10 protein-coding genes are annotated in these 13,443 nt (G+C 63.0%); 6 read left to right on the top strand and 4 right to left on the bottom strand.

What is annotated here, in order from left to right:
* Positions 1–17: 17 nt before the first annotated feature.
* Together AC1DYS_RS05160 and AC1DYS_RS05155 are read right to left on the bottom strand one after the other, a co-directional pair.
* Positions 18–1,241, bottom strand: a complete 1,224-nt coding sequence (locus AC1DYS_RS05160) for an RtcB family protein (protein ID WP_477896693.1) — start codon at positions 1,239–1,241, stop codon at positions 18–20.
* Positions 1,242–1,773: 532 nt separating this feature from the next.
* Complete coding sequence (locus AC1DYS_RS05155; RefSeq protein WP_477896691.1) at positions 1,774–3,348, bottom strand: RNA-binding protein; 1,575 nt, start codon at positions 3,346–3,348, stop codon at positions 1,774–1,776.
* Between the two features lie 200 nt (positions 3,349–3,548).
* Between AC1DYS_RS05155 and rtcR the strand changes: the two genes are divergently transcribed.
* The gene (gene rtcR / locus AC1DYS_RS05150; protein ID WP_477896689.1) at positions 3,549–5,150 is read left to right on the top strand and encodes an RNA repair transcriptional activator RtcR; all 1,602 of its coding nucleotides are present in this window, start codon (positions 3,549–3,551) and stop codon (positions 5,148–5,150) included.
* Positions 5,151–5,276: 126 nt separating this feature from the next.
* Positions 5,277–6,164 carry a YihY/virulence factor BrkB family protein gene (locus AC1DYS_RS05145; protein ID WP_477896687.1) on the top strand — a complete coding sequence of 296 codons (888 nt, stop codon included), beginning with the start codon at positions 5,277–5,279 and terminating at the stop codon, positions 6,162–6,164.
* A gap of 245 nt (positions 6,165–6,409) precedes the next feature.
* Here AC1DYS_RS05145 and AC1DYS_RS05140 read toward each other — a convergent pair whose 3' ends face one another.
* The gene (locus AC1DYS_RS05140; protein ID WP_477896685.1) at positions 6,410–7,003 is read right to left on the bottom strand and encodes a hypothetical protein; all 594 of its coding nucleotides are present in this window, start codon (positions 7,001–7,003) and stop codon (positions 6,410–6,412) included.
* Positions 7,004–7,190: 187 nt separating this feature from the next.
* Positions 7,191–7,940, bottom strand: a complete 750-nt coding sequence (locus AC1DYS_RS05135) for an ATP-binding protein (protein WP_477896683.1) — start codon at positions 7,938–7,940, stop codon at positions 7,191–7,193.
* Positions 7,941–8,645: 705 nt separating this feature from the next.
* Between AC1DYS_RS05135 and AC1DYS_RS05130 the strand changes: the two genes are divergently transcribed.
* The 4 genes from AC1DYS_RS05130 (at position 8,646) to AC1DYS_RS05115 (ending at position 13,359) form a co-directional block, all read left to right on the top strand.
* A complete protein-coding gene (locus AC1DYS_RS05130; RefSeq protein WP_477896681.1) occupies positions 8,646–9,029 on the top strand; it encodes a hypothetical protein in 384 nt (127 codons plus the stop codon).
* Entirely contained in the window at positions 9,026–9,790 is a 765-nt protein-coding gene (gene stbB, locus AC1DYS_RS05125; protein ID WP_477896679.1) for a StbB family protein, read from the top strand. Before AC1DYS_RS05130 ends, stbB begins: the two co-directional genes overlap by 4 nt.
* A 589-nt stretch (positions 9,791–10,379) precedes the next feature.
* Positions 10,380–12,842 carry a ferritin-like domain-containing protein gene (locus tag AC1DYS_RS05120; RefSeq protein ID WP_477896677.1) on the top strand — a complete coding sequence of 821 codons (2,463 nt, stop codon included), beginning with the start codon at positions 10,380–10,382 and terminating at the stop codon, positions 12,840–12,842.
* Positions 12,843–13,017: 175 nt separating this feature from the next.
* Positions 13,018–13,359, top strand: coding sequence for a hypothetical protein (locus AC1DYS_RS05115; RefSeq protein ID WP_477896675.1), 342 nt, complete (start codon positions 13,018–13,020; stop codon positions 13,357–13,359).
* Positions 13,360–13,443 lie beyond the last annotated feature (84 nt).

Here is a 13,443-nt window from a genome sequence, read left to right as displayed (position 1 = left end):
GAGAGAGCCACCTGCCCTCACCCCTTCACACACACCACCTGCTTCAAGGTGTGAACGACTTCAACCAAATCCTTCTGCGCCTCCATCACCGCGTCGATGTCTTTGTAGGCCATCGGGATCTCGTCGATCACGTCCTTGTCCTTGCGACACTCGACACCTTCGGTCGCCTTGATCTGGTCATCGACCGTGAACAGCTTCTTTGCCTTGGTGCGGCTCATCACGCGGCCGGCACCGTGGCTGCAGCTTTCGAAGCTCTCGGCGTTGCCCAGGCCACGCACGATGTAGCTGCGCGCGCCCATGCTGCCGGGAATGATGCCCAACTGGCCGCGCTTCGCACTCACGGCACCCTTGCGGGTGACGAACACGTCCTCACCGAAGTGGCGCTCCTGCTGCACGTAGTTGTGGTGACAGTTCACCGCTTCCACGTGCGACTCGAACGGCTTGGTGATCACCTTGCGCACTGTGGCGATCAGGTTGACCATCATCACCTCGCGGTTGCGCTCCGCGAACTTCTGCGCCCAGCCAACACCGCGCACGTAGTCACCGAAGTACTGCGCGCCTTCTTCGAAGTACGCCAGGTCCTGGTCGGGCAGGTTGCGCTGATGCGCCTCGGCATCTTTCTTCGCCAGTTCGATGAAGTGCGTACCGATCGCGTTGCCAACGCCACGCGAGCCCGAGTGCAACATGAACCAGACGAAGCCATCTTCGTCGAGGCAGACCTCGATGAAGTGGTTGCCGGTGCCCAGCGTGCCCAGGTGCTTGCGGTTGTTTGTGTTCTTCAGGCGCGGGTGCAGCTCGCACAGCGCGTCGAACTCGTCCACCAGCGTCGCCCATGCCTGGTCGACCGCCTCGGGCGGGTTCTCCCAGCTGCCTTGGTCACGGCCACGGTTGCGGGGCGACGACCCGTGCGGAACGGCGCGCTCGATCGCGGCACGCAACGGTGCCAGGTTGTCCGGCAAGTCGTTCGCGTGCAGCGTGGTCTTGCAAGCCATCATGCCGCAGCCGATGTCCACGCCAACGGCCGCCGGGATGATGGCGCGCAGCGTCGGGATCACCGAGCCCACGGTCGCCCCGATGCCCAGGTGCACGTCCGGCATCGCGGCGATGTGCTTGAACACGATGGGCAGGCGCGCGGCATTCGCGAGCTGCTTCTTCGCCTCGTCTTCGACAGGCACGCCACGCGTCCACATCTTGATGGGCACGCCGCCTTCGGGCTGGTCGATGTTGTAGTTCTGTTCCATGTTCATCTCATTCAAAAATGGTGCCCCGTTGCGACAAGGGGTGGTGAAACGATCGTGCTCTACCGGACTGAGCTACGGTCCCCCTGATCTGGGACCGGCGGGATTCGAACCCGCGACCACGAGCTTAGAAGGCTGTAGTTCCACCTGCATTCGCAACGCGACATCAAAAACTGCGCGACAAGGGTCGGCAAGACGATATGCCCATGCCGGTTGCCCGGCACCGGAGGTTCGACCCTCCGAAGGCTCCATGTAGTCCTGCCTGCATTCGCGCCAAATCTGTACTTTCCTTTCAACTGCTCTCGGGTGGCGACGAGAGAAATGGTGAGACCTTGGGCGTGGGTAAACGATGTAGTTCCACCAAGCATTCGCCACTCGGTAGCAGTCGATTCGAGGTTGGTGCCGCATGCGACAAGATTCGCAAGAGTTGCCGGCCGATTGCTCGGCTGCGGGTTTGCGGCCCGCGTGGCAAGTGGGTGCTGTACTCCTGCGCGCATTCGCATGCGGCACCTTCCTTCTCACTCTCTCAACTCAATCACTGAAGGTCAAGTGACACCTTCTCGATCTCGCCGACCCAGTGCTCAGCCCCCGTCTTGCCTTCGGCGAACGAGGCCATCATCGTGAACACCGCATCCGAGAAGCCGCCGACATTCATGATGTCGCGCCGCTCCGCCGCCTGCGTGGTCCCGTAGGGCTGGATGTCGATGCACACCAGGCGCGCTTGGGGGTTGCGGTTCTTCAACACCTCCCACTCACGCATGGTCTGCGTCGCACCGCGACGGTTCGCATCGAGCCACGACTCGTTGTCCGAGACGAGGATCACCATGTCGACCATCGCGCGCTCACGGTTCAACAGTGCCAGCGGTGCGCTGCAGTTGGTACCCCCACCCCCGATGGATGCCAACGCTTGCGCATTGGTCATCACCGAGTCGCGGGCGTTCAACGACAACTTCACCACGTCCTGCTCGAAGGGCAGCACACGTGCCGCCGGGTTCTTTCGCAGCACCGCCGCGGCGACCAGGGCCGCCACGTCGATGCAACGCACGCTGGACGTCGCCGTCCCGCGGTGACCCGTCACGGCCGAGCTCATCGAGCCCGACACATCGGGGCACACCACCACACGGCCTTCGAAGCGCGGCACATTCACCAAGGCAGCTTCCATCGCATCCTGCAGCGCATCGCGGATCACCACGGGCACGGAGTCCCCGGTCGCCTTGAATGCCGACATCAACTGGTACGGCAAAACACGAGCATTCGCCACGGCTTGCGGATCACGCAACTTCGCTGCAATGACTTCAGCCATGCCTTCTTGCTCAAACACGCCATGACGCGCAAAGGTGTTCAGGTTCTGACGCAACATCTGCCACGAGCCCGCGCGGGCAATCTGCGCCCATTGCGCCGAAGTCAACTCCAGCGCGGTCAGCATCTGGAACGGAACATCCGGCACTTCGGCCGCGGCGCCTTCGGCGGTCGCCCGCTTGAAGCGCTCGAAGGCCTGGGTGATGGGCGGCAACGCCGCTTCATCGAACGCCTTGCCGATCAACCATGCGAACCATGCGGCGCGCCAGGCTTCTGCCGGCTTCGGGTGAACCATCTTCACCACGTCTTCCAGCGACGGCGAGTTGCCCACCGAGGCATTCAGCAGCTGCTTCTCGCTTGCGCCCAGCAGCCAGTTCTGCACCAGCTTCTTCGGGCGCGAACCCAGCGACTTTCGACCGGTGGCACCGCTTCGCACGATCTGCACGAAGTTGCGCAGCATCTTGCCGTTATCGACCACTTGGCCGAACACCTGACTCAGCAAGGCCACGTCACGTACAGCAAGCGTCGCGGCCAGCAGGGCAGGCATGTCCTTCATGTAGCCGGCCTGGCGGGCGTAGAGCGCCGTCTTCGCCACGAAGGCGGGTTCGACTTGCAGCGCCAGGGCGCTCACGGCATCAAGTTGCGCCTCGGCGTTGGCGTAGAAGGTTTGATTGAGGCAACCCGTCGCCGCGAGCTGGGCCAGCTGGTGCCGGGCGCTCAGGGCATAAGCCGGCGCTTGTTGGTGGTTGAGCGCGGTGGCGGCAGGCAGCAGGGCGCCCTGCAGCGTCTGAAAAAGTTGGGTGTTGACCATGGGGTTCTCCTCTTGCATTCAACTTGTATGGCTCTCTTATCGCAACGGCTGTGCCAACGACATGCCGCCGAATCCAAGCACTTCATAAGTTATTGATTCAAATGGACTTATTCCATTGCGAGGGCACACCACATCAGCTCCAATGAAACCAAGACAAGGAAGAAAGCTAGAATTAAAGCGCGCCAACTAGCAAAATACCCATGCCCAAGAAAACCGTGGTGATCGGCTTCCTCGGCACCCAGCTCGACTCGGGACAGGGCGCGGGGCGCTGGGAGAAATGGCGGCCCACCGTTTCGCTCGTGCAGCACGAGGACACGCTTGTCCATCGTCTGGAGCTGCTCTACACGCCGCGGCACGAGACGCTCGCGAGAGGGGTGCAGCGCGACATCGCCACCGTGTCGCCCGAGACCGAGGTGCGGCTGGTGCCGTTGGAGATCGCCGACCCCTGGGACTTCGGCGAGGTCTACGGCGTGCTCTATGACTGGGTGCGCAGCTACCCCTTCACCGACACGGAGCAGTACTGGACCCACATCACCACCGGCACCCACGTCGCGCAGATCTGCATGTTCCTGCTGGTCGAGTCGCGTTTCATTCCGGGCGTGTTGCTGCAAACCGCACCGCCGAAGAAGCAGACACGCGAACAACCGGGGAGTCTCGCGCTGATCGACCTGGACTTGTCGCGCTACGACGTGCTGGCGACACGCTTCGAGCAGGAGCAGCGCGATGCGCTGGACTTCCTGAAGAGCGGGATCGCGACGCGCAACGCAGGTTTCAACACGCTGATCGAAGAGATCGAACGCGTGGCCGTGCGGTCGCGCGCACCGATCCTGCTGACCGGCCCGACCGGCGCCGGCAAGTCACACCTGGCGCGCCGCATGTTCGAGCTGAAGAAGTCACGTCATCAGGTGAAGGGCGAGTTCGTCGAGGTGAACTGCGCGACGCTTCACGGCGATGGTGCCGCCTCCACACTCTTCGGCCACAAGAAAGGCGCCTTCACCGGCGCAGCGGCCGACCGCGCCGGGCTGCTGCGTACCGCGCACGAGGGCGTGCTGTTCCTCGACGAGATTGGGGAACTCGGTGCCGACGAACAGGCCATGCTACTGAAGGCCGTCGAAGAGAAGCGCTTCTTCCCAATGGGCAGTGACCGCGAGGTGATGAGCGACTTTCAGCTGATCGCCGGCACCAACCGCGACCTGCGGGTCGACGTCGCACAGGGCCGCTTCCGCGAAGACCTGTACGCACGCATCAACCTCTGGTCGTACACCTTGCCCGGCTTGGCGCAACGCCCAGAAGACCTGGAGCCCAACGTAGACCATTTGCTGGCTCGCGCCGCGGTCGAGACCGGCCGTGCGGTGCGCTTCAATGCCGAAGCCAAGTCGCAGTACCTGCGCTTCGCGCAGTCGCCAGACGCAGTGTGGAGCGGCAACTTCCGCGATCTCGCGGCCAGCGTCACGCGGCTCGCCACACTGGCCGATGGCGGACGCATTTCTGCGGCGCAGGTCGAGGCCGAAGTGCAGCGGCTGCGCTGGCTCTGGCAGCACAGCGCGGACGGCGGCTTACCCAGCCAAGGCGTTGCACTCGAGACGCTGCTGCCCGAGCCAGTGCTGGCGGAGCTGGACCGCTTCGATCGCATCCAACTCGAAGCGGTCCTGCGCGTCTGCCGACAGGCACGCACACTCTCCGAAGCCGGCCGGCAGTTGTTCGATCGATCGCGCCTGCAGCGCACGGTCGTCAATGACGCAGACCGGTTGCGCAAGTACCTGCAGAAGTTCGGGCTGAGCTGGGAGACGGTCAGCGCTTGACCGACGCTGCGACGCGCGACCTTATGTCGGAAAGGTCTTCAAAAAGCCCGGAAGATCACACACTGGATCTCTTCAGACGAAACTGGTCGCCATCGACGTGCCACCACCGCTATCGCGTCAGTCGGAATGCCTCAGCTGAACCATGCGTTGCATCGCGTTCGGCGCGCCGCGATGGCCGCGCCCGGGATCGGCGTCATCTTGCTGGCCGCCCGTAACTACATCCTTCACCAGAGCGCCAATCAGGCCGGCAGCATGGCCTTCTCGTCGGTGCTGGCCATGTTTCCGCTCTTGCTGTTGCTGTCCGCCGCCGCCGGCTTTGTCGGACAGCCCGGCGACGCGGCAGCGCTGGCCAACCGCGTCATGGAGTACGCGCCACAGGTCGTTCGCAACGCGCTGCAGCCCGTCATCGATGAAGTGCTTGCTCAGCGCAATCAGGCGCTGCTGACCGTCGGCCTGGTCGTCACCTTGTGGACCGCGTCGTCAGGCATGCAGGCGGTGCGCACCGGGCTGAATCGCTCTTATGGCATCGAGCGCGGCCTGCCGTTCTGGAAGGCGCGAATCAAGGTCACCCTGTTCACGATCGTCGTTGGCGCCGGTATTCTGGCCACGTTCAGCTCGGTGATCGTCATGCCGTATCTCTGGCAAGCGCTTGAAACGAATGTGGGTAGCGGGCGGGACGCACTCTGGCTTCATAACAGCGTGCGCTACGGCGTGGCGTTCCTGGTACTGACCGCGCTCTACGCGCTGCTTTACGGCTGGCTGCCAGACATTCACCAGCGCCTGAGCACCGTCATGCCGGGCGCTGTGGTCGGGGCTGCACTGTGGGTGACGGCGGCCGCCACTCTGTCGTACACGCTGCGCAACGCCGGCAAGCTGGCACTGGTCTACGGCAGCTTCGCAGGCGTGGTCGCCACCCTGGTGTTCCTGTACATCAGCGCGACGACGTTGATCTTTGGCGCCGAGGTCAATGGTGTACTTCGTGAGAAGCTGGTGCCTCCGCCGTCGCCGCGATAGCGCACGTAGGCGGCTTGCGGAAACTGCGCATCGGGGGAGCCCCTCGTCCTCCGCTTTCTGCACGTCGCAGCGCCTGGGAGATGCAGAAGAACTTGGCCAGCCCAATTGGCGGGAAGTACACCTCCGCGGTGGCACGCTGGCAGGCCACAGTCGAGCAGCTGGCTCCGTTGCATGCATTGACCCACGGCTTCGCCGCACCATTCGTCGCGCCGAGGACCTCGAACTGGCCGTCGGGCGGTCGACAGTCAGTCGTCCAGGACCACGACATCAGCGCTGAACAGCTCGATGGCGGTCATCGCAACCTTGCGGGTGTCATAGAACGCGTAGGCCGCCACGCCAGCGGCGCCGACGACGGGCGCATAGCGGGCAATCGCCTTGCCCATCGCGCGCTGGGTGACCTTGATGCCGATCGTGGTGGCGAGCTGCTGCAGCAGCTGGAGCGAGGCGCGGCGGACGAGGAACCGTTCCCCCGTTCGAACCACGATGTCACGCAGCCCCTGCGAGATCATGTGCTTGAAGAGGCAGTACAGCATGTGCTCCCGGGTCAGCGCAGCACTTTGACCGTAGGCGGCCGCAATGTCGGCCACCATCTGGGCCTGCACGCGCCAGACGCCGATGATGTCGGGCAACAGGGTCAGCAGCCCGACGGGTCCAGGCACCAGCGCCGCGCCGCCGGACAGTCCGGCCGCGGCCCGCGCGGCACGATTCGCCAGTGCACGGGCTCGCACCGCCGGCGACCCGCTTCCCGGCTCGGTCGACGCCGGAATCAGTCCGACCACATCAAGAATCGCGTTTGCGACCCGGTTGCCGTGCAGCACCTTCTTCAGGTTGCTGCCCACGCCTCCGGCGTCATCCGCACTGCCCGTTGCCGACATATGCACCTCACGGCTGTGCCCCATGCACTTAGCATCGCACATCGTTCCGCCCATCGTGCGCGAGGCATTTCAGCGGAGAGGGGTTGCGGCGCTTTAGTTACGGTGTCACCGGGCTTAGGAGTCAGCTCAAAGTCATAGAGAAAGCCAGTGTCTATGCTCGTTCTTGTGCAATGGTCGTCAGTATTCCCTTGTTAACTCCTGTTTTGGCCTGAAGGTAGGTCCGCACGTTCTGCTCCAGGAGCCTGCTTCCATATGCCGCGTATACGTTGGCCAAGACCTTGCCCGGTATTGCGAAGAGGTAGCTGCTGTAGCCACCAGTCTTCGTGGAAGCTGCAAGGCACGGAATCGCGCCTTCGAAGTCCTCGTTGAAGCTAACTTCGACTGGATCCGATCCAGCGGACGAGAGGCGCTCGTCGACCGTCTGTCCAAGACCTTCATCCAGCAGACGGTCGCAGTTCGTCCAGATGACCTCGGTTCCGCAAGAAGTTTGTGGGGCAGGCTTCAGTAGCGACAAGGCTTCCGGTCCCTCGTACAGGTCCATCGACCAATCTTCGATGTCGTCGATGTTCCAGCGCGCGGCAGAGACGCCGACCGTGGTCCAGGAAACAACGGTGAGAACGCGTGCCTGCGATAGCGATGCCGACTTCAAGCCCCAGCCGAATCGCCCAAGATCAGAAGCATCGCGAACCAGCTCCGGGTCAGCGCTTGCCGGCTGCATTGCCGCTATGAGACGGTCACGGGTCATACCCCTACCATCGTCGCGAATTCTGACAGTCACTTGAGCGTCGTGCGGCGAGACGTTGATGGTGACGCGCCCCGCACGTGCCTGAATACTGTTATCCACCAGATCCGCCAGTGCAGCGGCAAGGTCGTAGCTTCCGAAACTCCGCGCCGTCTTCATCAGCGCAGAGGCCCGTGGTGGATTGTTTACCCTCATCTGGCTGACATCGTGTTTGATGATCGGTTCGGCATCAGAATTCGCGAGTGGTCCCCGACCGAGCCTTATGCATCGCAATTGAAGTGCGGCGACGATGAAAGGCGCTCGAATGTAACCGGGCGCACAGGATTAACTCTTCTGTCGCGCCACGTGCGCCACTCGTGTTGAGTGCTTCGTGTTGTATCAGTCGGCACGGCTCCGCTGCCAGCGCTCTAGTGGGCGAAGTGCCAACTACTTGTCGATTCTCTCGACTGCGCTGCATGGCAGCCAATTGCTGGCGCGCAGCCTATCCTGCACTAACCTACTCATAGAGTTTTGGCTCTCATGGCGACCTCCAGGTCGATGATTTCCGAGCCACAAATCATCGAACCGCCGACAGTTGCGGACGGTCCGCTGATCGCAAGGCACCGCAAAGCCGACGCAGCGCATCCCAAAGCCGCCGGCGAGGCGACGCGGACCCGGCGCTGGTGACGCACAGCCACGCGGTATCCGCTCCTGCCCGCCGATCACACGACGCGCACGCGACCAAAAGACGACGCAGCCGGTCGCGCAGCCATCTCGAATGCGCCGCCAAGCCGCTTAAAAATCGCTGAGTTTCAGCGCGGTAGGTCACACCCCCTCGACCTAGATTGGGTGGTATCGCCATCACAACCCAATCGCGAGCCAGCCGTGGAACTGCAACCCAAGCGCCAACCCGGACGCGCCGACCGCAAGGCAGCAGCGTATGCCGTCGAGATCCTGCGGCTGCGCAGCGCGGGCTACACCTACGAGGCGATCCGCGAGGCGTTGGCCGAGGTCGGCATCGAGGTGAGCACGAGCGCGCTGCGGCGTGAGGTGCGCCGACCTCGCGTTCGGTCCAAGGCTGTCGTGTCCGGGTTGCCGTCAGCACCCCGACCGGCTGCAGCGAACACGGTGAACGCCCCACCGCCGGCTTCGTCACCACCGGCGCCTTCCCCTGCAGTACCGCCCGGCTCCCGCGGCCGCGACATCGCCGAAGCCTTTTTCAACGCCAACCCCAGCAACCCGCTGGTCCATACCAAGGAGATCCCATGAAACTCGCCGTGATCAACTTCTCTGGCAACGTCGGCAAGAGCACGGTGGCCCGCCACCTGCTCGCCCCGCGCATCCCCGGCTGCGAGTTCGTCGCGGTGGAGAGCATCAACGCCGACGACAGCAAGCCCATGACGATCCGGGGACGGCAGTTCGCGCAGCTGCAGGAATACCTGCAGACGGTCGCCGACCTAGTCGTCGATGTCGGCGCGAGCAACGTCGAAGACCTGCTCGCGCTGATGCGTCGCTACAGCGGCAGCCACATGGACTTCGACGGGTTCATCGTGCCGACCGTGCCGGCCCGCAAGCAGCAACAGGACACGGCCGCAACGCTGGCCGAGCTGGCGCGCATCGGCGTGCCGCCGCAGCGCGTGCGGCTGGTCTTCAACCAGGTCGAGGACGACAGTCCGATCGAGACGGTCTTCGAGACCCTGCTGGCCTACTGCGCCGCCTCCGGCCACGCACATCCGCGCCTAGCCGCGAATCTGCGATTCAACGAGGTCTACGCGCGCGTTCGAGGTGCGGATCGGTCGCTCATCGAACTGGCTGCAGACACCGTCGACTACAAGGCCGAGATCGTCAAGGCAGGAACGATGTCGGACAAGCTGGCGCTGGCGCAGCAACTGGCCAACCAGCGGCTCGCACGCGGGGTCCTCCCCGAACTCGACGCCTGCTTCGCCGCCCTGGACCTGCGCAGCCTGACCCACGGTCGACCCAGAAGCGCGCAAGGAGCGTCTGTGATCTCCAAGTCCGCGTGGCAGTAGGACGCGGACTGCTCTGCGGTCTTCGGCGAAGACGCACTGCAAGGCCAGCGGGTCACCGCACCCACGAGTATGCCGCCAGCCTTGACATGCACTCGGAATCCGGAATCGATGCACGCCTTGACCCGGGCCGTCAGCGTGATTCGCGACGCTTCGCAGCTGAAGGTACTTGGCTTGCAGTGCTACCCAACATAGTCGGTGCCGACTGGGGTGCCATTCCTAGTCGCGCTCGTGGGATGCGGGGCTTTGGTTTCCTCCCCAGATCAGAGGAGGGCGGGCGATGGGCTCTGCGGCAGAGTCATCCAGAGTCGTTCAGCATGGCGCGCCCACCTCAAGAAACGTCATCGCAGATGCGTGCGAGATGCTGCGCCGACCACCGAACCACCGAACTTCGAAACCTTGTATTAGGGATATGACTAGTCGGCAGGCCAACACACACTCTCTGAACCTCGGATTACTGCAAGTCGATGCAGCGGCCGCTCCGTTCGGAAGACGCTGACGTCTTCGCTGCCAAACTGAAGAGTCGGCACGGCGCGAAGGTCCCCATGCTTGGGAACTAGGCATTCAATCGATGGTGATGGAGGGATAAGCCATGGATACCGCAGCTTGGACCGCTAGGCTCGAGACCGTTCTCAAGTCGCTGCCAGACGATCCTAAGAATCGCTTCGCAGAGGCGATGAAGAACGGAACGATGGTGACGGGCTTGTACGCGCCGACAGCAGAGGACCTGCAGCGGCCGCATCCACGGGACGAGATCTACTTCGTCGCCAAAGGTAGTGCGCAGTTCATTCGTGGCGACGAGCAGCTTGCGGTGCAGGCGGGAGATGCGCTCTTCGTTCCGGCGTGGACGCCCCATCGGTTCGAGAAACTGAGTGCAGATCTCGCCGTGTGGGTCGTCTTTTACGGGCCTTCCGTCGACGATGCCTCGCGGTCGGTGATCGACACGCGCGAGGAGTTGGTCAACGCGCTCGTCGAAGCGGCCGAACTCGAGCATGGCCTGTTGATCCAATACCTCTTCGCGGCATTCAGCCTGAAACGCCGTCTCGACGAAGGGATGTCGCTGGTGCAGCGAGAGAACGCGATCCAATGGGAGCGCAGGCTACTCGCTGTGTGCCACGAGGAAATGTTCCATCTTGCGCACGTCAACAACATGTTGACAGCCATTGGAGCGGCTCCGTGGCTTGGCCGTCCAAACTTTCCTCAACAGGGTTCCCGCTACCCCGATCCATTTAAGTTCGAACTGGAGCGCTTCTCTCCCAAGACCATCGCTCGCTTCGTGCTTTTCGAGCTGCCCGTTGGCGAGACCCTCCCTGAAGATGTCAGGCAAGTGCTCTTCCCTCCCACCGATGAGGCCGCGTTCAAGCTGATGGCGGCTCCGCTTCCGGATCGGTTGATCTACGAGAGTGTCGGAGACCTGTACGCTGCGATCGCAAATGCGTTCCGCACGCTGCCCGAAGAGGACCTCTTTCTTAGCCCGGACGCGCAGGTACTGGGGGAATGGGGCCTGCGGTCTGCCAGGGCGCCGGTCTTCAAGGTCTTCGACAGAGCGTCCGCGCTTCGTGCGATCGACCAGATTGTCAAGAACGGAGAGGGCAGTCCGCAAGATCGAGAAGGCTCGCACTACAAGACGTTCCTAGAGATATTTAGGGAACTCAGGCAAGCAAAGGACGAAGATTCATCCTTCGACGTTGCTCGACCAGTTTGTGGAAACCCCACTCTGCGCAGCTTGCCGAACACCGTCGGGCGCGCCAATCTGCTGACGCATCCCGTCGCCGTGGCGGCCGCTTCGCTCTTCGATGGCATCTACGGGGTGATGTTGATGATGTTGTTGGAGGGCTTCGCTCCGGCGATCTCGGCTGCCAACGCCGAGCGCCTTGAACTTGTCAGGACATCTGCCCGGCGACTGATGAGCGCCGCAATCCGCCCGCTGGCGGAGATCTTGACGCAACTGCCCGCATTTGACGACGCGCAAGGAGCGGCTGGCCCAGCTTTCGGTACATACGGTCCGCTCTTGCTTCCAACGCTCGAGGGCAACCGGTGGCCGTTCCTCAGGGACCGCCTGGAGAGGCAGGTCGATGCCGCCAAGCAAGTGCGCATCCTGGTCGGTGAAGTCTTGCCGGGCGAAGACGGACGAATGGCGCGAATCTGCGATGTTCTCTTGTGGACCCTTCAGCGCCTTGACGAAGTCGGGGGAGGGCCGAAGCTGCCTGTGGCCCTCCCCCTCGACGCTCCTGAGGAAGCGGTCTATCCACTCGAGGTGTCCTTCCGGGGTTGGATGCAAGTTCGTCTGGCGACAGATCCCGACCCGTCCGATGAACCAAGGGGAATCAGTGGTTACATCGCTGCCCTGCCGTCCGAGCCGGATCTTGATCGCATCATCCGATTCCAACCGCCCTTCGTCACGCGGACGTACGGTCCACAGCTCGGCGTAGAAGTCGACGCAGTGCGACTCCACGGCGAGGATCTAAGAGGCCATGTCTTAGTGGGGGGGCGCGTCAATCTCGAAGGGTCACCGGTGTTCAAAGGAGAGAACGGCGTTGTCGCCGAGGACGGCTTGGAGCCGATCGTTCCGTTCATCCTTTCCGTCGCGAAGGACGATAGTGTCCTGCTGATGCGAGGTACTTCCCCTACGCCGAATTACAAGGATTTCCCTTTCGCCAATCTTCAGGCGACATCGATCGGGCCGGCACCGCTCTCCCTGCTCGCGCAAGCCGGTGTCGCGGATCCCAAGGGCTACTTCGCGGAACGTTCGCGACGTCTGCACAAGGAGTTGGAACAGTTGACGGATCCGGAGACACGCCTGGCTCTTCTCACGAGGATCAAGGTGCTTGATGGAGTGGGCAGTGGCTTTTTTGGCTTCCAGATGACGTGGCGTGTCGAACTCGGGTCTCGCGACGTAACGGCAGATGGATCGGGCCTGCCCGGCTTCGCGGTCTACAGAGGCAGCCCGTGGCTCGTGGAACTCCGGATTGGCTGTTGGGACCCCGACATCCAATGTTCATACGTCGTTGGGTCGCTTTGGCTTCCCGGCTGGAAGACGCCCGAGGAGGGATGAGCCTTCCAGGGATTGAATTGAGAGTCGCAACCCTGGTAGGGCAAGTGGCGCGGGTCGATCGGGGCCTTCGCTCGATGCGATAGATGTGGCGACGCGTCAGGATGGATGGGGATTGGAGGCGATGCGCGCACTCCCTCGTCGTTGCCACGGTGGCGGCGTGATGCCGGGGGCTGACATGGACTTGGAACAATTCATGAACACAAACGGTTCTCGTAGCCGGGGGGCCGATTTGACTCAACTGGGTCAGAACACCCAACCGGCTTGGAACGCCATAGCCGATGCGGTCTCCAAGGGAGAGAGCGAAGAAGCGGAGCAGCGTCTGGCCGATTTCCAGCGGCGAGCCAAGTGGAGTCCTGACCTCGTGCCGGACGACGCCGAGCGCTTGGTTGAGAAGGCCCGGGCGCGCATGCCGAGCATCCAGCGCTCGAACACAATTGCGATGGACCGACGCCGCTCCTTCCCCGTCGTTGGAGGAGTTGAACCTCTACAGCGACGCATCGGGGCTGCGGGCGCATGAGCCGTTTCAGTTTCGCCATCGGGAACTCGGTCGACTGCGCGATTCAGCCGCTGTTCTCAAAAGCGACTACGTGCGCCCACATCT

The organism is Rhizobacter sp. P2_G4 (assembly GCF_056403575.1).
The sequence above is the reverse complement of the archived record's forward strand: the minus strand, read 5'-3'. Positions and strand labels throughout refer to the sequence as shown.